General features: G+C 63.3%; 19 protein-coding genes. 10 read left to right on the top strand and 9 right to left on the bottom strand.

Features of this window, described 5'->3' with window-relative positions:
- Positions 1-130: 130 nt before the first annotated feature.
- The gene (locus tag J1N60_RS17820; RefSeq protein WP_312909295.1) at positions 131-1,681 is read right to left on the bottom strand and encodes a tyrosine-type recombinase/integrase; all 1,551 of its coding nucleotides are present in this window, start codon (positions 1,679-1,681) and stop codon (positions 131-133) included.
- An 18-nt stretch (positions 1,682-1,699) separates the two neighbouring features.
- Between J1N60_RS17820 and J1N60_RS17815 the strand changes: the two genes are divergently transcribed.
- On the top strand, positions 1,700-2,005 hold the full coding sequence (locus tag J1N60_RS17815; RefSeq protein WP_312909294.1) for a phospholipase D-like domain-containing protein: 306 nt from the start codon (positions 1,700-1,702) through the stop codon (positions 2,003-2,005).
- Between the two features lies 1 nt (position 2,006).
- Here the strand turns inward: J1N60_RS17815 and han are convergent, their stop codons facing one another.
- Positions 2,007-3,935, bottom strand: coding sequence for a Hef-associated nuclease (han, locus tag J1N60_RS17810; protein WP_312909293.1), 1,929 nt, complete (start codon positions 3,933-3,935; stop codon positions 2,007-2,009).
- A 180-nt stretch (positions 3,936-4,115) separates the two neighbouring features.
- On the opposite strand from han, the gene J1N60_RS17805 reads away from it, so the two are divergent.
- Together J1N60_RS17805 and J1N60_RS17800 are read left to right on the top strand one after the other, a co-directional pair.
- Complete coding sequence (locus J1N60_RS17805) at positions 4,116-4,613, top strand: Mov34/MPN/PAD-1 family protein (RefSeq protein WP_312909292.1); 498 nt, start codon at positions 4,116-4,118, stop codon at positions 4,611-4,613.
- Between the two features lie 130 nt (positions 4,614-4,743).
- Positions 4,744-5,235: an FAD synthase family protein gene (locus J1N60_RS17800; RefSeq protein WP_312909291.1), complete on the top strand. Its 492-nt coding sequence runs from the start codon at positions 4,744-4,746 to the stop codon at positions 5,233-5,235.
- A 125-nt stretch (positions 5,236-5,360) separates the two neighbouring features.
- Here J1N60_RS17800 and J1N60_RS17795 read toward each other — a convergent pair whose 3' ends face one another.
- The 5 genes from J1N60_RS17795 to J1N60_RS17775 all read right to left on the bottom strand — a co-directional run bounded on the left by J1N60_RS17795 (position 5,361) and on the right by J1N60_RS17775 (position 9,191).
- On the bottom strand, positions 5,361-6,245 hold the full coding sequence (locus J1N60_RS17795; RefSeq protein ID WP_312909290.1) for a sensor histidine kinase: 885 nt from the start codon (positions 6,243-6,245) through the stop codon (positions 5,361-5,363).
- 78 nt (positions 6,246-6,323) lie between these two features.
- Positions 6,324-7,472 carry a pyridoxal phosphate-dependent aminotransferase gene (locus tag J1N60_RS17790; RefSeq protein WP_312909289.1) on the bottom strand — a complete coding sequence of 383 codons (1,149 nt, stop codon included), beginning with the start codon at positions 7,470-7,472 and terminating at the stop codon, positions 6,324-6,326.
- A gap of 45 nt (positions 7,473-7,517) precedes the next feature.
- Complete coding sequence (ribH, locus tag J1N60_RS17785) at positions 7,518-7,952, bottom strand: 6,7-dimethyl-8-ribityllumazine synthase (RefSeq protein WP_312909288.1); 435 nt, start codon at positions 7,950-7,952, stop codon at positions 7,518-7,520.
- A 194-nt stretch (positions 7,953-8,146) separates the two neighbouring features.
- The gene (locus J1N60_RS17780) at positions 8,147-8,371 is read right to left on the bottom strand and encodes a hypothetical protein (RefSeq protein ID WP_312909287.1); all 225 of its coding nucleotides are present in this window, start codon (positions 8,369-8,371) and stop codon (positions 8,147-8,149) included.
- 160 nt (positions 8,372-8,531) lie between these two features.
- Positions 8,532-9,191: a GNAT family N-acetyltransferase gene (locus J1N60_RS17775; RefSeq protein WP_312909286.1), complete on the bottom strand. Its 660-nt coding sequence runs from the start codon at positions 9,189-9,191 to the stop codon at positions 8,532-8,534.
- 221 nt (positions 9,192-9,412) lie between these two features.
- Between J1N60_RS17775 and J1N60_RS17770 the strand changes: the two genes are divergently transcribed.
- Entirely contained in the window at positions 9,413-10,738 is a 1,326-nt protein-coding gene (locus tag J1N60_RS17770) for a dicarboxylate/amino acid:cation symporter (RefSeq protein ID WP_312909285.1), read from the top strand.
- A 105-nt stretch (positions 10,739-10,843) separates the two neighbouring features.
- Here the strand turns inward: J1N60_RS17770 and J1N60_RS17765 are convergent, their stop codons facing one another.
- A complete protein-coding gene (locus J1N60_RS17765; RefSeq protein ID WP_312909284.1) occupies positions 10,844-11,395 on the bottom strand; it encodes a hypothetical protein in 552 nt (183 codons plus the stop codon).
- 189 nt (positions 11,396-11,584) lie between these two features.
- On the opposite strand from J1N60_RS17765, the gene J1N60_RS17760 reads away from it, so the two are divergent.
- Positions 11,585-11,833: a hypothetical protein gene (locus J1N60_RS17760; protein WP_312909283.1), complete on the top strand. Its 249-nt coding sequence runs from the start codon at positions 11,585-11,587 to the stop codon at positions 11,831-11,833.
- 25 nt (positions 11,834-11,858) lie between these two features.
- Here J1N60_RS17760 and J1N60_RS17755 read toward each other — a convergent pair whose 3' ends face one another.
- Entirely contained in the window at positions 11,859-12,371 is a 513-nt protein-coding gene (locus tag J1N60_RS17755) for an SPW repeat domain-containing protein (protein WP_312909282.1), read from the bottom strand.
- Between the two features lie 162 nt (positions 12,372-12,533).
- Here J1N60_RS17755 and J1N60_RS17750 point away from each other — a divergent pair, with 162 nt between their 5' ends.
- The 5 genes from J1N60_RS17750 (at position 12,534) to J1N60_RS17730 (ending at position 18,068) form a co-directional block, all read left to right on the top strand.
- Positions 12,534-15,419: an AAA domain-containing protein gene (locus J1N60_RS17750; protein WP_312909281.1), complete on the top strand. Its 2,886-nt coding sequence runs from the start codon at positions 12,534-12,536 to the stop codon at positions 15,417-15,419.
- 162 nt (positions 15,420-15,581) lie between these two features.
- Positions 15,582-15,869, top strand: coding sequence for a gas vesicle protein GvpA (gvpA, locus tag J1N60_RS17745; RefSeq protein WP_312909280.1), 288 nt, complete (start codon positions 15,582-15,584; stop codon positions 15,867-15,869).
- Between the two features lie 9 nt (positions 15,870-15,878).
- The gene (gene gvpN / locus J1N60_RS17740; RefSeq protein WP_312909279.1) at positions 15,879-16,928 is read left to right on the top strand and encodes a gas vesicle protein GvpN; all 1,050 of its coding nucleotides are present in this window, start codon (positions 15,879-15,881) and stop codon (positions 16,926-16,928) included.
- A 62-nt stretch (positions 16,929-16,990) separates the two neighbouring features.
- On the top strand, positions 16,991-17,593 hold the full coding sequence (gvpO, locus tag J1N60_RS17735) for a gas vesicle protein GvpO, halophile-type (protein ID WP_312909278.1): 603 nt from the start codon (positions 16,991-16,993) through the stop codon (positions 17,591-17,593).
- A 133-nt stretch (positions 17,594-17,726) separates the two neighbouring features.
- The gene (locus J1N60_RS17730; protein WP_312909277.1) at positions 17,727-18,068 is read left to right on the top strand and encodes a CHY zinc finger protein; all 342 of its coding nucleotides are present in this window, start codon (positions 17,727-17,729) and stop codon (positions 18,066-18,068) included.
- Positions 18,069-18,540: the final 472 nt, after the last annotated feature.

The raw sequence follows: 18,540 nt of genomic DNA, 5'->3' as shown, positions 1-18,540 counted from the left end.
TTGCGCTAAAACTTCCATTGGTTCTTTAGTAGCGCCCCTACTCAGGTCGATTAACAAACTTGATGGGTGTCTTCCGCACTGTCCTCGTCGAAGTTTTCGAGGGCGAGCGCCCGAACTCTGCTTCGTTTGATTAGTTGTCGAGTTTGTCTAAATCCTCTTCAATATCCTTAACTGGTAATCCGGTTGCACTCCCTTGTAATCGGTATTCAGTCTCGTTAACGTCGAAGTTTCGAGCTAATGGTTCTGATGCAGCAACCCAGTTCTTACTGATGTAGTCAATATCAGTCTCATCAATCCCACTGATGTCGATTTCTGAAGCCCAGTCATAATCTTCGACATTTTTTCTGTGGTCGTCATAATCAATCCCGCCGAAGTCATGTAACTGGACGGCCATAGCGAATTTTTCCCGAACGTGCTCAAATTCGGCTTTGGTAAGGCCCGCGATTTCGGGCGTTATTGAAGCCATCTCATCATATTTCTTTTTGACAGGGTCGTCTTCATTGACGATTTCCCGATAGAGTTGGAACCACTCTGCGGGCCGGTCGTCGATAATCATACTACAGTATGGGCACCGATTCGCATCGAACGGAATCTTCCGCTGACATTGAGGGCAATCGATTTCTTCGGGGTCAACGTCATCATCTTGCGCATCGATACCCTTCGCACGCAATATTGCATTTATCTTGTCATCTTGGTCTAAATGCTCATACCGCTTATGCTCATTAGACCCTTCTGCCCAATTTAGTGTGTGCTCAATATGTAAATCACTATAATCGTTTGACTTTTTCATGTACGTTGCTCGAGCATGCCGAAACGCATGAGGGTAAACACGGTCTTTGTCAATCCCTGCGTTTGTAGCTGCCTTCTTTAGATGCTTACGTACAGCCTCACCAGTCATGTGTTCGCCGTAGTGTTTTTCTTTGTCCATCCTGCAGAAGAGGGCTGCCTCAGGGTCGTCTTGACACGGATGCTCAGCCAGCCAATTTTCTAAATATCCTTTCGACACCGTGACTGGTTTCTTGAAGCCACCCGCTCCTTTCAACCCTTCCGCCTTTGTTGGCAGTTGGAGTAATCCATATTCACTGCCCATGCGCGTGTAATCCTTGACTTTAAGCGAGATGAGGGCTGTAACGCGCCATGCGCAATCCCACGATATCGCGATAATGGCTTTAGTTCGAATGTTATTTGCAGATTCAATCAGGTCCCAAACTTCGGATTTCGAGAGGATAAAGTCTTCATCTACTTTCTCTATCTTCAGACTGGGACGTTCGATATCGACTAACGCATCGATACCGCGGTTCTCAGCAAACTCAGTAACAGCATCGAGGTATTTCCGTTTCGTTGAGGACTTGTACGTTTTTCCTGTGCCTAAATTTTTCTCTGCAAGGGAACCCAGTAGTGCATTGATATCATCCGGGCTACACTCTGTGAGAGGCTTGTCTGAAACCTCGCTGAGTCTCCGTAGGCGAGCAATCAAATTCATCGCACTCGCTGCTTCTTGGTCATCACGTACATATTGCGAGAACAGATATATCTCGCGAGCATCTCCATCAAGGTCTGCTACTGTGAGGTCCTCGGCTTTCCGTTCATCATCGTTGTCCAGCGAGAGTCTTTTGACGTTCTTTAGCTCCCGTTCGACCTTCTGGTGGTATCCGTTAGCGTCGAGCTTGTTGTCTGACATACACTATAGGTTCATCTAATGGAACGTCAACCTATCTGTTGTGTTCTGAACTGGAACCGGAACTCGCTCCGGAACAATCGCGAAGTCGTCCTGGCTCTCCACGGCGAGTCGGTCGCCTCGTACTACACGACCGTCTTCGAGGCCGACTGGGAGGGAGAGGAGACGACGCCACTTCCCGTCCCGCTCGAGTTACTCGGCGTGGTGGGTGTCGGCGTGGTTGCTGCGGGCGCACTCGGGTGGCATCGGCTCGCGTTCGAGGGTCGGGATGAAGAGAGACAGCGGAAGCAAGAAGAATCGGTCGACGACGAACGGATCTACTTCTAGACTAGTTCTCGAGCGGCGCCGCACTCGAGAGCGCCTCGTCGATGTCCGCGGCGGCCATCTTCTCGACGAGGGCGTCGATGACCTCCTGGCGCTTGCCCTTGACGAACTTGATCGAGCCGACGACGAGGTGGCCGCCGCCGGAGACGCCGCCGCCGGGGATCTCCGCCTCGAGCTCAGAAACCATTCGGGGGATGTCGAGGCGGACGCCGTCGCTGCGGAGGACGGCGAAATCGGGCCCGTAGCCGACCGTGATGACCGGGTCGCCGGTTTCCTGGATCTTGCGGTCGTGGATCTCGCCCGTGGTCTTGCCCGGGGCGGGGTAGGTGAACCGATGGGCGTGGTTTTCGACGTCGATCCGGTAGAGGTGGACGCCGCTGTCGAGGCGTTCGTGCTCGACGTGGTTCATGGCGGCGTCGAGCTGGCGGTCGACGTCCCGGCGGGAGCGGTCGGCGAGGAACGTGACCAGCCGCCGGTGCCGGTCCTCGTCGGCGTCGGAGAGTTCGAGGACGTCCTGAATCAGGTGATCGCCGGAGTTGTAGCGGAGCCAGAAGGCGGCGTAGTCGAGGGCCTCGCTGACGTCTCGCAGGCGGTCTTCGTCGTAGTCGTTCTCGGCGGCGAGTTCGAGGTACTGGTCCATCGCGTCGGCCTTCGATCGATCCGAGACGCCGGCCACGGCGGGGACGTGCCGCAGGTCGTCGGTGAGGTCGGGGTCGATCATCCGGGCGAGTTCGACACAGAGCATGCCCGTCGTGATCCGGTAGTCCTCGTCGTGGAGGTACGGGTTGACGTGGGCGTCGAGCAGGCTGCCGACGGCGTCGGGGTCGGGGTGGTGGTGGTCGATAGCGACGATGGGGATGTCGTAGTGGGCCAGCGTCTCGTAGGCGGGTACGTCCTCGGCCGTCGAGCCGTTGTCGAGCATGAGAACGAGGGGCAGTTGCTGGCCGTGTCGCTCGCGATCCTCGAGCGCGAAGTTGAGGTCGCGCGTGGCGTCTTCCATCTCGTAGAACGGCGCCTTCGCGGGCAGGCGTTTGATCAGGTGCTGGGGTGCGTTCTCGTCCTGGTGCACCTCGGCGATGAAGTTCTCGAGGGCGAGCTGGAGGGGGACGGCCGCGCACATACCGTCGCCGTCGGCGTGGTGGCGGACGCGGATTGGTCGCCCCTCGAGGACGGTTCGCCGGAGGAGGGTCGCGACCTCCATGAGGTTCGGGCGGAGTTTCTCGAACGCGGGCCAGTCGATGAGCGGGTCGACGTCGTGGGGCTGGGCGCGCTCCTCGAGGGCGGCCTCGAGTCGTTCGCGGGCCTGGGTCGCGTCCTCGCCGTCGAGGTTCGAGAGGCCGTCGACCTCGATCTGGACGCTCTCCTCGCGGGTTTCGGGGGTCCCAGTGACGCGAACGATGTCGCCCACCTCGACGGAGGGGTAAGCGCGAACGCCGGCCTCCTCGAAGGCGGCACAGGGGACGACGCCGTACTCGTCGGCGATGTGGAAGATCGTCGGGCCGCCGGTCTGTTTGATCTGGACGATTTCGCCCTCGAGGTGGACCTGTTCGCCGACGTTCGCCTCGAGGCGGTCGGTCCCGGTCAGGGGATAGTCGTGGTCGACTGGTTCGACCGTGTAGTCGTCCTCCTCGAGGTCGACGTCGGCCGGCTGGAAGGCCATGTCGCCGTTGTCGCGAACCTCCTCGAGTTCGACGGCGAGTTCCTGGCCGACGCTGAAGGTGCCCTCCAGGACGGATTCGTGGACGAGGCCGGAGACGTTCTCCGAGAGATCGACGAAAACGCCGTACTCGACGATGCCGTTGATCGACGCGAGATACGGGCGGTCGGGTTGGACGTCCGAAGCGGTGCAATCGGGAGCGAGATCGTAGACGACGGAAACATCTCCGTCTTCACTATCACTGTCGCCGGAACCTCCGGCGGAGTCACGTGTCATCGGTGACGGTAGTTTGGTTTCGCCGCGTATAACGCTTGCCAAGGCGATCTGTGGGCGCTTTCGGCGGGTACGGGCGCAGAACCCACGGCCGGTACCAATCCGGACCGCCGGGAACACCGACTCGACCCCCGGGCGTCGGCTTCCGGAACGTTTAGCAACGTCAGGACCGGACGTAGAGGCATGGGTCTGCTGGACGCGCTCTTTCGCTCGAGCGAGATTCTCGGCATCGCCGAGGAAACTCTCGAGTTCGCCCTCGAATCCTCTGAGGCTGCCCACCCCGACGAGTACATGGGCTTTCTTCGAGGAACCGAAGCCGCGGAACTGGGACTCGATCGAGAGGGGCTGGTCATCACCGACGTGCTGATAATCCCCGGAACCGAGTCCAACAGCGTGAGCGCGACCGTTCAGACCAGTTCAATCCCGAACGACGTGAAGGCCCTCGGCAGCGTCCACTCCCACCCGAATGGCGTGATCCGGCCGAGCCAGGCCGACCTCGAGACGTTCGGCCGGGGCAGCGTGCACGTCATCATCGGCGCGCCCTACCGCCGGAACGACTGGAAGGCGTTCGACTCGCAGGGACGGCGGACGCACCTCGAGGTCATCGACGTCGAGTTACCCGACAGCGAGTCGTTTTTCGACTTCACGCAAGCGGACATCGACGAGGAGTTGCGCGGATGAGCGACGCGAACGAAGCGAGTGATACGAGCGATACGAGCGCGGGGAGTACGGCAAGCAAAGCGAGCGACACAAGCGCAGCGGACGCGACGAGCAGTGACGGCAGGAACGCGACTGACGGTGAGAGACTACCATGACGGACACGCGAGACACCGACCGAACGGCACGAATCCGGGGACGAGAGGATCGATCCGACGGGACACTCGTCGTCGCGCAGGGAACCTTCGACCTCCTTCACCCCGGTCACGTCCACTACCTCGAGCAGGCCAGAGCGATGGGCGACGAACTCGTCGTCATCGTCGCCCGGCCGACGAACGTCGATCACAAGGAGGCGCCGATCTGTGCCGCCCGGCAGCGCCGGGAGCTGGTCGCCGCTCTCGAGGTGGTCGACGAGGCCATCCTGGGTGATCGCGAGGACATCTTCCGGCCGATCGAGGAACTCGACCCCGACGTGATCGCGCTGGGTCACGACCAGCACCACGACCCCGGGGCGATCGAAGCCGAACTCGAGTCCCGCGGCATCGATTGTACGGTCGAGCGTGCGTCGGGGCGAGAGTCGAAGTACGACGACGAACTGTTGTCGACGCGATTGATCGTCGAGCGAATTCTTCGGCGTCGGGGGTAACGGGATTCGGCTTACAGGGTTCGGTTTAGGGGATTTGAGCGACGACTCGAGTCAGGTCCAAAGCGCTCGAGTTCTTGCCTCTGCTCGAGTTCGGGCCGATGGGCGTGAACTGGGGCCAAAACCAGTCAGAACACGGCACGCACGGTCGTCCCACCGGCGCCAGCGCTGCCGACCTCGAACGTCCCGCCCGACTCGAGGACGAGGATCTGGGCCAACCAGAGGCCGACGCCGCTGGCGTGGACGAGTTGATCCTCGATGGCCGTCTCGAGTGCCTCGCGTTCGGCCGCTGGGATGCCAACCCCGTCGTCGACGACCTCGAAGGCGACGTGCCCGTCCGCGGACCGCTCGACCGCGAGTCGCACCGTCGGCTCGTCGGATCCGTGGTGGACGATGGCGTTCTCGAGCAATTCGTCGACGGCGAGTTCGACCTTCGGGTGTGCCTCGAGACGGGCGGTCCCCGGAACGTCCGTTTCGATTCGGACATCCGGGTACCGTTTGCGGTAGATCTCGGCGTACTCCTCGACGATCCCCGCCAGATCGACCTCCGTTCGAGCGTGTGGGCCCGTTCCGATCACCGACTCCAGCGATCGCGATTTGTCGCCGATCGAAACCAGCCGTTCGGCTTCGTCCTCGATGATATCGAGGGATTCGTCGACGTCCTCGGTTCGATCGTGGAGCGTCTCGGCGGTCCCCTGGATCACGTTGCAGGTGTTCCGAAGGTTGTGCCTGAGCACGCGGTGGAGCACGCTCGAGTGTCGAAGCGCGAGGTCGAGGCGCCGGTTCGTCTCCTCGAGTTCGCGTCGACTCCGGGCGACGAGAGTGTAGATGATGGCCGTCGAGGCGAGGATGAAGACGAGCCCTTTCGCCGTCTGTGCGACGGCCATGGCCGCGATCGTTGGAAAGATGGCCTCGAGGATCCGATCGGTGAGCACGACCCACAGCCCGCTCACGACCGCGTAGATGCCAGCGATCTGTGCGGCTGTCAGCGATCGACGATTCTCGAGAGCCATATTCTCGCTACGGAGACAATATCAATAAAACTAGGTGTGGGGATGAAAAACGTGGCGGAAGGTACGTCTCGAGGCCGGTCAGAGGTAGTTTTCGGCCGCCAGCCGCTCGATTCCCTCCTCGAGTCGCTCCTCGCTCGCCGCGTAGGAGATGCGGGCGTACCCGGGCGTTCCGAAGGCGCTGCCGGGGACGGTCGCCACGTGGGCATCCTCGATGGCGCCCTCACACCAGGCCTGATCGTCGTCGTCGACGGGGAGCATCATGTAGAATGCGCCGTCCGGAACGGCCACGTCGACGTCGTGCTCCTCGAGCAAGTCGACGACCAGGTCGCGTCGGTCCTCGAACGCCTCGACCATCTGGGTCACGGCGTCGTCGGTGTTCTCGAGGGCCTCGATCCCGGCGTACTGGACGAAGTTCGTCGCCGAGGATACCGAGTGGCTGTGGAGTTTGCCGGCCTGGTCGATCAGGTCTTTCGGCCCGGCGAAGTACCCCAGCCGCCAGCCGGTCATCGAGTAGGCCTTCGAGAAGCCGTTGACCGTAATCGTTCGGTCGGCCATCCCCTCGAGCGTCCCCAGGCTCGTGGGCTCGACGCCGTAGGTAATCTCCTTGTAAATCTCGTCGGAGATGACCGTGACGTCGTGTTCGACGGCCAGGTCGCGAACGCCCTCAAGGGCGGCGTCGGAGTAGACAGCGCCCGTGGGGTTCGACGGCGAGTTGACGATCAGCAGGTCGGTGTCGTCCGAAACGGCCTCGGCGAGGTCGTCGAGGGCGGGCTCGAGCTGGAAGTCGTACGGTGAGAGGTCGACTCGCGAGAGGGAGCCGCCAGCCATCTCGACCATCGCCTCGTAGGAGACCCAGGCGGGGTCGAGGAGGACGACCTCGTCCCCGCTCTGAACGAGGGTCTGGACGATTTCGTAGAGCGATTGCTTCGCGCCGGGCGTGACGATAATCTCGTCCGGGCCGTGGTCGAGGCCGTCGACGGCGAGTTTCTCCGAGATCGCCTCGCGAAGCTCGAGGTGGCCCGCGGGCGTCGTGTAGCCGGTGTGGCCGGCGTCCATCGCGTCCTTGCCGGCCTGGACGACGTTTTCGGGCGTCGGAAAGTCCGGTTCGCCGACGCTCAGGTCGACGACGTCGACGCCGTCGGCCTCGAGTTCGGTGGCGAGTGCGGAGATGGTGAGGGTTGCGGACGGTTCGACTCGGGCAACGCGGTCGGTGAATTCCATGGTCATGGCTGAAGTGGGTTTGGCTGTGGTGGGTCTGGCTGTGAGGCGGTGTCAGTCGACTGGTTCGCGGTCTGATTCCGGTTCCGGCAGTTCCTCGACGAGGTCGATCGCGCCATCGACGGCCTTCGCGGCATTTTGGACGCGCTCTCGAGCCTCCGCGGCTGACATTCCGGGGCCCGTCACTCCGAGGGTTACCGGGGTGTCACGCTCGAGGCTGACGTCGGCCAGGCGGCCGGCGGCGGCGTCGGTGATCACCTGGTCGTGGTCGGTGTCGCCGGTGATGACCGTCCCGATCACGACGACGGCATCGACGGCGTCGAGACGCGCGAGTCGGTCGGCGGCCAGCGGCGCGTCGTAGACGCCGGGGACCGACACCACGTCGTACACGTCGGCCTCGGCGGCCTCGGCGGCTTCGAGGGCGGCGTCCTCCATCCGTTCGGTGATCGGGCGATTGAACTGGGCGATCACCAGCCCGAGCGTGGTCATACTCGAGGCGTGGCGTGGATGCCTAAAAGAGGTACCGCTATGGGCGAGTGTAGCGAGTCAGGCGTACAAGAACTCGTACCCGCTTTTCGGTCCGTTCCAGCGTTCGAGAACCGGTATTCGAGGCGGACTCCGCTGAAGCGCTTGAGCGAAACGGCCTTCCCGAACGGAGGGGTTCGGTCGACGACCGGGACGCCCTAGCTGTTGTACGGCGGCTCGTCCCGGTGATTGTCGGGGTTCTCCTGCTCGAGCGCCTCGTTCTCGCGTTCGGTCGATCCGTGCTCGATGTCCTCCTTTCGCTCTTCCTCGGCTCGGCGGCGACGCGCCTCTTTTTCTTCCTCGGTGAGTTCTTCGTCCTCGTCCGCCTCGGGATCCTCTTTGGCCAGTTCGACGTCTCGGCCGTGATCTGTCTCTTCGGACATAGGCTTCACCAGTTCGTGATTGTCGATTCGCCCAAAAGGCCGTTGGGCTTGCAACCGCCACGGCCTCGCCGCCCCGCGGCCCCACGGTCAGACGGAACGTCGTTCGAACGCAGGTAGACAATTACCATATTTTCTGCAGTATTATAGTATGTTTATTGTATTATTGGCTAGAACTGCCACGATACGGTGGAAAACCCCACTCGACGTCGAAGTCGAGCGTCTCGAGTTCCATTGTCGCCTCCTCGTACTCCGCTCGCACGATGGTGTATCGATGCTGGTCAGTCACCGTCCCGTCCGACCGTGGCGAGTGCTGGCGCAGTAGCCCCTCGTGGCGGCCACCGTACTTCTCGACGTACTTCTCGATCATCCGTCGGGACGGCTCGTTATCGGCAGCGCAGGTCGTGTAAAACGCCTCGAGGTCGTACCGCTCGAACGTCAACTCGACGAACGCGGATGCCCGCTCGAGGCCGTACTCGCGGCCCCAGTACGCCGGTGCGAGAACGATGTCCGATCCGGCGCGGCGAGTGTCCCACTCGGGTTTGTAGGCCGTGGTCCCGACGATGTCGCCCCCTTCGTCGTTCGAGCGAAGGAGGTACCGCGCCCGCTCGCGGTCAGCCCACTGCTGTTCGGCCCGGTCGACGAACACGGCGACCTGGTCGAGCCGCTGGAGCCGGAACCACGGCATGTGTTCGGTCGCATCGGTCTGCCAGTTGTCTCGACTCACGAACGCGTACAGCTCGAACGGGTCGACGGTTTCGTGGCTGATTCGTTCGAAAATCAGTCGGTCCGTCTCGAGGCGGGTGGGAAACAGTGTGTGCATCGTGTTATCCGTGTATCCATCGAATCCGAGGGGTACAAGGTGTGACGGTGCCGTTCAAAAATACCGTAACGCTCAAGGGTTTTTTACGCGTAGTAGTGAGTGACTCTTTGTGCAGTGGAGTGAACCGCGGTAGTAGGCTCCCGTGGCGTTCACCGTCACAGGTGGCGGAGAATCTCACCGACAGCGACACCGATTGATGGCCTCAGCTAGAAGCGGAACCAATGAGCCAGATTCGCGCGCCGCTCCACCGGCGCCTGTGGAGCAGGTATCGATCCGTCCCACTCATCTACCGCATCGCCGTCGCGTTCGTCCTCGGAACCGCCCTCGGCGCCGTCGTCGGGGAGCAGGCGGGCGTTCTCAGCCCGCTGGGGGACCTCTTCTTGCGCCTCCTCGAGATGCTCATCATCCCGATTATCGTCTTCACGCTGCTCGGCGGGATCCGCAAGCTGACGCCGTCTCGGCTGGGCAAGGTCGGCGGGCTCACGGTCGGGCTCTACATCGCGACGACGACTGTCGCGGCCGTCATCGGCCTCGCGGTCGCGAACCTGTTCGACCCCGGCACCGCCGTGGAGTTCACCGGCGGCGAGGCTCGAGAGGCCGAGCCGCCGACAGTCACGGAGGTTCTGCTGGGGATCGTCCCGGAGAACCCGCTCGGGGCGATGGTGGAAGGCGACATCCTCGCGACGATCTTCTTCGTGATCGTCTTCGGGCTCGCGCTGACGTCGGTCCGCGAGGCCACGACCGACGAGTCCGTCGAGGGGGCAATCGGCGGCTTCTTCGCGTTCGTCGAGGCCGGAACGCAGGCGCTGTTCAAGATCATCTGGGGCGTCCTCGAGTACGGCGTCGTCGGCGTCTTCGCACTGATGGCTGCGTCGATCGGGACCGAGGGACTCGGTGCGATCGTGCAACTCGGCGCGCTCGTGGGCGTCATCGCGGTGGGTATCGTGATCCACATGACCGTCACCTACCTCGGCGTGATGACGATGGGGATCCTCGGGCAGTCGCCGCTGGACTTCCTCAATGGGGCGAAAGACGCCATGCTGATGGCGTTCACCACCCGTTCCTCGACCGCCACCTTGCCCGTCACGATCACGGACGCCGAGGAGAACCTGCGAATCGACGAGTCAGTCTACGGCTTCGGGTTGCCACTCGGGGCGACGATCAACATGGACGGCGCGGCGATCCGGCAGGCGGTAACGGCCGTCTTTGCCGCGAACATGGTCGGCATCTCGCTGGGATTAGGCGAGCAGGTGCTCGTCCTCTTTACGGTGATCCTGATCAGCATCGGGACGGCCGGCGTCCCCGGGGCCGGGCTCATTATGCTCACCGTCATCCTGAACGCGCTCGGCTTGCCCCTCGAGATCGTCGGCTTCGTCGCGGGCGTCGATCCGATCCTCGGTCGGATCGCGACGACGAACAACGTTACCGGCGACCTCGCGGTCTCGTCGGTCGTCGGCAAGTGGACCGGTGCGATCGACCTCGCGGACGGGGCGTGGGCCGACGCGCCTGTCGACGGCGGGCCGGAGGAGACCGTGACGACCGATTGACGGTCGGCCTCGATCTCGTCGAGTGGTCTCGTCGATTATTCTCGTTAGGCGTTCTCCTCGAGCGTATTCGCCAAGCGTTCACGTGGAAGATGACGACGACGCTCGCTACATGAACCCACGATCCACCGCGTCCTCTTCGATCAGGTCCTCGAGTTCGGAATCCAGCAACTTCTCGGCGTCTTCGAACTCGTCTGATAACCCCTCGAGTTCGTCGGGGCGGTCGTCCTGGTCGTAGGCCATCGGCCCGAACGCGGGGCTCTCGAGGGCGCCCATCACGTCGTCGAAGAAGTCCTGGGGACGCGTGGGCGCGTCGGCGTGGGTCTGGACGACGGTCTCGAGGCGTCTGGCGACCGACTGGGCGTGGTCCTCGTCCTCCGGCGGGGACTGGACGGCGAACCGGCTGGGCGTCTCCTCGTCGGGGAGAAACGAGCCGATCTCGTCGTCCAGTCGCCGGGCGACCCGGCTTCCGACGCCCCTGACCTCGTAGGGATTTTTCGCATAGGTCTTCAGGACGAGCAGTCCGACTCGGGGGTGGGCGAGGTACATATCTTCGCCGACCCCTCGAGCGCGGTCGCCGGCGACCGCGCGCCACCCCTCGGGGTCGACGTCCCGTTCGACGACGTCCTCGAGCACGTCCTGCCAGTCACGAATCCGCATACTCGAGGATACGCGTCGGGAAGAAAATACGTATCGGTCGGGGCGACACGCGCCCCGTCCGCTGCGTAAGGCGACGTTTCCAGACAAATGTGGGATTGAACCGCCGTCTCGTGATCGGTTTCGAGATCGCTCGAGAACCACAAGAGCTACGAAACCCCCGTTCCGGATTCCGGTAAGAACGGATTTCGCATGCCCGCAACCGATACATTCCCGTTGACGGAACTGTTTCGAACCGCGCCCGTCGAAACCGCACTCGTCGTCGTCGCACCGGTGGTCCTCGCGCTCGCCCAGCTCGCGATCGGGGTGTTCACCGACGGACCGCTCCTCCCCGTTATCGGCTTCGCAATCGTCATGGGCGCGTTCGCCGCCGTCGCCGCTGGCTTTCTCGAGGCCACCCATCGACGGCGGCGACTCGAAGTCGAACTCGAACTCGAATGAGTCTCCCTCGAGCCGTGACTCGAACTCAGAATCGCGACCGCACATCCCCGGTCACGGTTCGCGCGTCTCGAGCCGTGTAGACGGTCCAGCCCGAGAGACCGACGACGAGGAGGCCGGCGGCGAACGTACTCCAGAACAGCGCGCCGACCATTCCGAGGGCGGGAGCCGCGACGATCAGCCAGAGGCCGAGGATGGCGACCAGTGAGGCGACGACCGGGCTCAGCGGGACGTCGTGTCGGATGCGATAGTAATTGTAACCGGCCGTGAGTGCGATGACCAGCCCGACGAGGAGGTTGTTCGTGACCGCGGTCGACGTCGCCCTCGCGTCGAGGAGAAGTCCCGAAAACGCGATCCAGAGGCCAAGTCCGGCGATGATCGCGCTGAGAATCGGCGTCTGTTTCCGCCGCTCTTCGTTCGCGATCTGGGTCGACTCGTCGCGCGGGTCGCGCTCCATGGTTCGATGGCTCCCGGTCGATTCGGTGTGGCGATCGGCCATGATCTCGAGCGGGGTGGGCGCTCGTCGATTCGACTGTCTCACGGTCTCGTCGGACGGCGAGGATAGACAAAAGCCCGTTCTACCGTTACGGCCTTCTGTGGGCAACTACTCCGGTAATACGGTGTTTCCAGGGTGGAAACGATCACGGGAGCGACGCGAGAGCGACCGATAGCGTTTTTCCCTCTCGGGTCCGTCAGAATACCCGTGAACGTACGCGGAACCGTCGCCGGCGAGGTGTCGATCCGAACGGTGTCGACGAGTTACGGCGAGAGCGAACTCGTGGAGGTACCCGTTCGCGTGGAGTCGCTCGAGAGCGAGGCGACGGGTTCGGGTGCAGCGAACGGCGCGGGTGCAGCGGTTCGAGAATTGGAATCGGACACGGACACGGAGACGGCCACGGCCACGGCCACGGTCACAGTCACCTGCTGGGGCAAGTGGACCGAATCCGCCGAACGCCTCGATCCGGGGATGGAACTGCTGGTCACGAACGCCGAGGAGCGCGAGTACCAGGGCGAGACGCAGTACTCGACGACGGGGGAATCCTACGTCGTCGTCGAACCGAGCTTCCTCGTGAACGTGACGGCTATTCGAAACTGGGTCGAGTGCCCGCGCCTGTACTACCTGAACAAGCTCTCGGGCGTGCCACTCAACTACCCGGTGGTCAAGGGGACCATCGTCCACGAGGTGTTCGGCGATCTGCTCCGGGGTCGCGACCTCGAGGCTGCCATCGACGAGCGAATCGACGACCGGGGGCTCGAGTTGGGCTTGCTCGGCGAATCGCGCAAAACGGTCGAAGAGGACGTCCGGAAGAATGCCGCGGCCATCGAGGGGTGGCTCGAGCAGGGGCGGCTTACGGGTGGGGGTGGGGCGGCTACTGCCGCCGAAGACGGGGTGGCCGCTGCCGCCGAAGACGGGGCGGCCGCTGCCGCCGAAGACGGGGCGGTTACTGCCGACAGCTCGTCTCGGTCGTTCGCGCCCGAAGCAAACGAGTGGCGGTCCGAGCAGTTACTCATCAGCGAAACCTTCGGCATCCGCGGACGGGCCGACGCCATCCGCCGGGGGGCACCCGTCGAACTCAAGACCGGGAAGAACCTCCGGAAGGAACCCCGGTTCAAAGACAAGGTCCAGGCGGCCTGCTACGCGCTCCTGCTCGAGGAACACGGCGACCCCGTCGATACCGGAACCCTGCTCTACACCAAGAACTCCGCGCTCGAGCGCGACGAGGAGACCGGCGACCTCACGCCCGCGAAGGACTTCTCGATGGGGGCAGGTCTGCTGAAGTACGTCGTCCGCCTGCGAAACGAGATCGCGGCGATGGAGATGTCGGGGTCGATCCCGACCGGAAAGGAAGCGGACGCGAAGTGTGAGTACTGCTTCGAGCGCGACACCTGTATGGTCGTCTCGGGACGACTCGACCAGGAGTCGAAGGCCGGGTCCATCGGCCAGGCACTCCCCGACGAGGAACTCGAGCACTTCGATCGCTTCTACCGAGCCATCGAGGAGGAACGTCGCGAGGTCCACCGAGAGTACGCCAAACTCTGGGAACAGACCGCCGAGGAACGCGCCGACGACGACCGGGCGATCATCGACCTCGAGTTCGACGGCATGCGTGAACTCGAGGGCGGGCGCTGGGAGTTACGCGCACGCCAGCGCTCCCCGGCGACCTCGAAGATCCGCGAGGGCGACCTGGTGCTCGCGAGCGACGGCCACCCCGTTCGCGGGGAGGCCGAACTCGCCCGCATCGAACGGCTGGACGAGGAGGTCGTCCTGACCGCCGACGAACCCGTCGAGGTGACTCGGCTGGACATCTACCCCTCCGAACTCACGACCGATCGACTGCTGACGGCCCTGCACGACGCCCTGCTGAAGGGCGACCAGCGGCGAAAGGACGTCCTCTTCGGTCGCGTCGAACCGGAGTTCGACGATCTCGAGGAGACGTTCGTCGACAACAACGCCGCACAGGACGAGGCGGTGCGGAAGGCCGTCGGCGCCCGGGACTGCGCGCTGATCCACGGCCCGCCAGGGACCGGGAAGACCTACACCATCGCTCGCGCGATTACCGAGATGGTCGAGCGCGGCGAGCGCGTCCTCCTGTCGGCCTTTACCAACCGCGCCGTGGACAACGCACTCGAGGCCGTGCTCGAATCGTTCGGCGAGGCGGGCATCGACGCCGACGCCGTCGTCCGGGTCGGCAGCGAGAGCGGCGTCCGCGAGGACATGCAGCGCTACCGCCTCGAGCGGTCGGGCGACCCCGAAGAGCGCCTCGAGGAACTCCAGGGCGCGCAGGTGGTCGCGGCGACGACGGCCTCGTGCGGTTCCCGGATCATGGCCGAGCAGTCGTTCGACGTAGCGCTGGTCGACGAGGCGGCCCAGCTCACCGAGCCGGGGACGTACGCCGCCATCGAACTCGCCGACCGGTTCGTGCTCGTCGGCGACCACGAGCAACTCCCGCCGGTCGTGCGTGCGGAGAACGACCTCTCGACCTCGCTGTTCGAACGCCTCGTCGACCTCCACCCCGACGCCGGCGTGATGCTCGGTCGCCAGTACCGGATGAACCAGCGCATCCAGTCGTTCGCCTCGCGGGAGTTCTACGACGGGGAACTGCGTCCGGCGACGCCCGAGGTGGCGGGTCGAACGCTCGGCGACCTCGAGGGCGTCTCCCGCGACGCTCTCCCCGAATCCCTCCGCGACCCCGTCGCGTTCGTCCCGGTCGAGGGCGACAACGAACAATACACGGACGTCGTCGAGGCCGAACGAATCGCCGAGTTGATCGAGACGTACGAGCGAGCGGGACTCGACCGAAGCCAAATCGGCGTCATCGCGCCCTTCCGGGCACAGGTCGCGACCATCTCGAACGCGGTCCCGAGCGACGTTACGGTCGACACCGTCGACCGATTCCAGGGCTCGAGCGAGGAGGTGATCGTCATCTCGTTTACGGCGACCGGCGACCTCGAGGGGCCGATCTTCGAGGACTATCGGCGGATCAACGTCGCACTCACCCGACCCAAACGGGCACTCGTACTGGTCGGTGATCCAGCGGCGCTCGAGTCCGATCCAGTCTACGCGCGGTTGCTCGAGTGGGCGGGGTGAGCTCGGTAAGCGAACAGGGACTCGGTTTGCAGGCGATTCACCGGTCATCGGTCGCGACGATTCGGCTCAAATTGGCGGGTGGAGACGCGTATCGAGTTCGACGAATAGGCTTGCAGTTGCAGTGCAAGCCGTGAACCCCGTTCCCGTTCCTAGTCTGGCTGTATGGCAGCACCACAACGCAGACCCGACTCCTCAAGTCTCGCCGAAGTACTCGACCGAATCCTCGACAAGGGTGTCGTCATCGACATCTGGGCTCGCGTCTCGGTCGTCGGGATCGAACTCCTGACCGTCGAGGCCCGCGTCGTCGTCGCCTCGGTCGACACGTTCCTCCATTATGCGGAGGAAATATCGAAAATAGAACGAGCGAGTTCCGAAGGTGACCTCGAGGACCTCGAGGAACTCGAGATCGAGCAGCGACCTGAATCGTCGCCGAAGTCGGCGGCCGAGTGATCACCACGAATGGGCTCGGACTCCGGACGCAAGCGAAAGGTTCGCGGACGGAAGATCAGAAGCGACCGGTCCGTCAAGGAGCGACGGAAAGCAGAGAAACAGCGTCGTCGGGCAGCGAAGGAAAACGGTAACGGGAGCGGTGCCACCGGCACAGCCGACGCCAGCACCGACGTCCTTCGCTCCCCGCAATCGGCAGCACCGGAGCCGTTCGTCTCGACGGACGCCGTCGAGGACCTCACGACCCGCATCGGGCAGTGGCTCGAGGCCGACCAGCCGGTCCACGTCGTCGGGCCAACCGGTTGCGGGAAGACCGCGCTGGCGCTCTCGGCGGCGGCCGAACGCGGCCGCCCGGTCGTCTGGATCGACGGCGATCAGGCGGTCGACACGGGTACGCTCGTCGGCGAGCACGCCGGTGGCGAGAGCTACGTCGAGGACGACCAGTACGTCAGCGGCGTCCACAAACGGACCGAGGTCGTGCGCGAGCGGTGGGTCGACAACCCGCTCTCGGTCGCCGCCCGCGAGGGTGCAACGCTCGTCTACAACGAGTTCTCCCGGAGCGACCCGCTCGCGCACAACGTCCTGCTGTCGGTCTTCGAGGAAGGCGTCCTCGAGCGGCCCGAGAAGCGCGGCGACGATCGAAAGATCGACGTCCACCCGGAGTTTCGGGCGATCCTCACCTCGAATACGGCCGAGTACGCGGGCGTCCACGAACCGCAGGACGCCCTCCTGGATCGAATGGTCGGCGTCCACGTCGACTACTACGACGCCGAGACCGAGCGCGAGATCGTCGCCGCGCACGTCGACTTACCGGACGACCAGATCGAGCAGGTCGTCGACGCGACGCGAGCGCTTCGCGACGAACTCGACGTGGTCGTCGGGACCCGCGTCGCCATCACGGCGGCGAAGGGGCTCGCGGTCTTCGGTTCCGGGAACGACGATGCCATCGACGACGAGGTGCTCGTGACGGTCTTCACCGACGTCCTGGCGCCGAAGTTCGCCGGTCGCGAGGATGGGGCGGACCTCGCCACCCTCGAGGACCGCGTCGCGGACGTCATCTGATCGACACACCCACTACCCAACGGACACCAACCACTAACTCGCTCGACGACGAAAGAAAACCTATGGCCGAAGCAGAATCCGCGTCGACCGACCAGTGTAAGGCGATCACGTCCTCCGGAGAGCAGTGCTCGCGGCCCGCCCAGGAGGATGGATTTTGCCACCAGCACGGGCCGGACGACGAGACGGTCGACGAGGAGGAGGCGAGCGAGAACGCCGACGAATCGGCTGCGGAGGGATCGACTTCGGAGGACGCCGACGAAACCGACGAAACCGACGAAACCGACGAAACCGACGAAACCGGCGATACCAGTGAGGACTCACAGATGAACCAACAGGAAACCACTGATCCGGAGGCGGTCGACACCGACGACGTCGACCTCGAGGCCGAAACGGACGACGACCAGCTCGAGGGATTCCTCGCGATCCGACGACGGATCGAACGTGCCGCCGATTCGATCATCGGCCATCCCCTCGACACGATCAGCGAGATCTCGCCGACCGACGAGGGCTGGGTGGCCGTCGTCGACGTGGTCGAGCGACGAGCAGTGCCCGACACCCAGGACATCCTGGGGCGGTACGAACTCACCCTCGATTCGGATGGGGCGATCCAGGGCTACCAGCGCCTCGACCGGTTCCGGCGCGGCGACACGGTCGCGTTCGACTGAGCGGACGCCCCACGAGTCTGGTGTCCTGCCGATACCGTCGTGTCCTCCCGGTAGCCTCGAGCCCTGCAACTGTCGGTCCCCTCGAACCCCCGCCGACGCAACACTCTCCTTTCCAGAACTCGACGTCTCGAGCGTGAGTGACTCCGACCGCGACGTACTCGTTCGAGGCGTCGACCTCGACGCCGAAACCCGCTGTGCCCACTACCGGAGCGACCGCGACGTCGTCGCCCTCCGATTCGGCTGCTGTGAAGACTTCTTCGCGTGCTACCGATGTCACGAGGCCGTGGCGGACCACGAGGCGGTCCCGTGGCCGCGCGACCGGTTCGACGAGCCTGCGGTCTACTGCGGCGCCTGTGGGTCGATCATGACGGCTCCCGAGTACCTCGAGTGCGAGCACACCTGCCCACACTGTGACGCGCCGTTCAACCCGGGCTGTCGACGACACGTCCATCTGTACTTCGAAAAACCCTCATAACCGTCCGAAACGCAAAAATCATCTTATGGGCAATAGATCTCCGTCTATACAATCATCGTGAACTAGTAGCCCACCCCCAGATTGAAGCCGAATCGTCCATCCGTGGATTTCCCCGTCTTTGGTACACTCAGCCGTGACATACTTTGACGTCGAGTCCCCACTGTTCGTATCGACCGATAGTTGATACTCGACGTCTTCTTTGACCAACTCGTGAATAATCGCAACCGGCCAGTATGACTTCCCATCGTCAGTATCTCTACTCGAGGGGTTGACCTCTGTGGTCTGTTCGAAAACCGTGGAATCCTTTCGTGCAATTTCAATTTCGACGGTTTGCATTCCCTCTCTGTTATTAATCACTCCAATCGCTACGGGAATTTCAGACTTGGTGAATTCGAGGCATCCCAATGCACTGCAGGCCAACCCGGATACAGCGGTACCAGTAAGAAAACATCGTCTGTTCATAGTACCGATA

This window comes from Natronosalvus caseinilyticus, assembly GCF_017357105.1.
GTDB classification, from domain to species: domain Archaea; phylum Halobacteriota; class Halobacteria; order Halobacteriales; family Natrialbaceae; genus Natronosalvus; species Natronosalvus caseinilyticus.
The sequence above is the reverse complement of the archived record's forward strand: the minus strand, read 5'-3'. Positions and strand labels throughout refer to the sequence as shown.

Excerpts from the sequence above, each read along its gene's own strand:
- J1N60_RS17820 (WP_312909295.1), bottom strand. The coding sequence starts at position 1,681 with ATGTCAGACAACAAGCTCGACGCTAACGGATACCACCAGAAGGTCGAA.
- J1N60_RS17815 (WP_312909294.1), top strand. The coding sequence starts at position 1,700 with ATGGAACGTCAACCTATCTGTTGTGTTCTGAACTGGAACCGGAACTCG.
- han (WP_312909293.1), bottom strand. The coding sequence starts at position 3,935 with ATGACACGTGACTCCGCCGGAGGTTCCGGCGACAGTGATAGTGAAGAC.
- J1N60_RS17805 (WP_312909292.1), top strand. The coding sequence starts at position 4,116 with ATGGGTCTGCTGGACGCGCTCTTTCGCTCGAGCGAGATTCTCGGCATC.
- J1N60_RS17800 (WP_312909291.1), top strand. The coding sequence starts at position 4,744 with ATGACGGACACGCGAGACACCGACCGAACGGCACGAATCCGGGGACGA.
- J1N60_RS17795 (WP_312909290.1), bottom strand. The coding sequence starts at position 6,245 with ATGGCTCTCGAGAATCGTCGATCGCTGACAGCCGCACAGATCGCTGGC.
- J1N60_RS17790 (WP_312909289.1), bottom strand. The coding sequence starts at position 7,472 with ATGACCATGGAATTCACCGACCGCGTTGCCCGAGTCGAACCGTCCGCA.
- ribH (WP_312909288.1), bottom strand. The coding sequence starts at position 7,952 with ATGACCACGCTCGGGCTGGTGATCGCCCAGTTCAATCGCCCGATCACC.
- J1N60_RS17780 (WP_312909287.1), bottom strand. The coding sequence starts at position 8,371 with ATGTCCGAAGAGACAGATCACGGCCGAGACGTCGAACTGGCCAAAGAG.
- J1N60_RS17775 (WP_312909286.1), bottom strand. The coding sequence starts at position 9,191 with ATGCACACACTGTTTCCCACCCGCCTCGAGACGGACCGACTGATTTTC.
- J1N60_RS17770 (WP_312909285.1), top strand. The coding sequence starts at position 9,413 with ATGAGCCAGATTCGCGCGCCGCTCCACCGGCGCCTGTGGAGCAGGTAT.
- J1N60_RS17765 (WP_312909284.1), bottom strand. The coding sequence starts at position 11,395 with ATGCGGATTCGTGACTGGCAGGACGTGCTCGAGGACGTCGTCGAACGG.
- J1N60_RS17760 (WP_312909283.1), top strand. The coding sequence starts at position 11,585 with ATGCCCGCAACCGATACATTCCCGTTGACGGAACTGTTTCGAACCGCG.
- gvpA (WP_312909280.1), top strand. The coding sequence starts at position 15,582 with ATGGCAGCACCACAACGCAGACCCGACTCCTCAAGTCTCGCCGAAGTA.
- gvpN (WP_312909279.1), top strand. The coding sequence starts at position 15,879 with ATGGGCTCGGACTCCGGACGCAAGCGAAAGGTTCGCGGACGGAAGATC.
- gvpO (WP_312909278.1), top strand. The coding sequence starts at position 16,991 with ATGGCCGAAGCAGAATCCGCGTCGACCGACCAGTGTAAGGCGATCACG.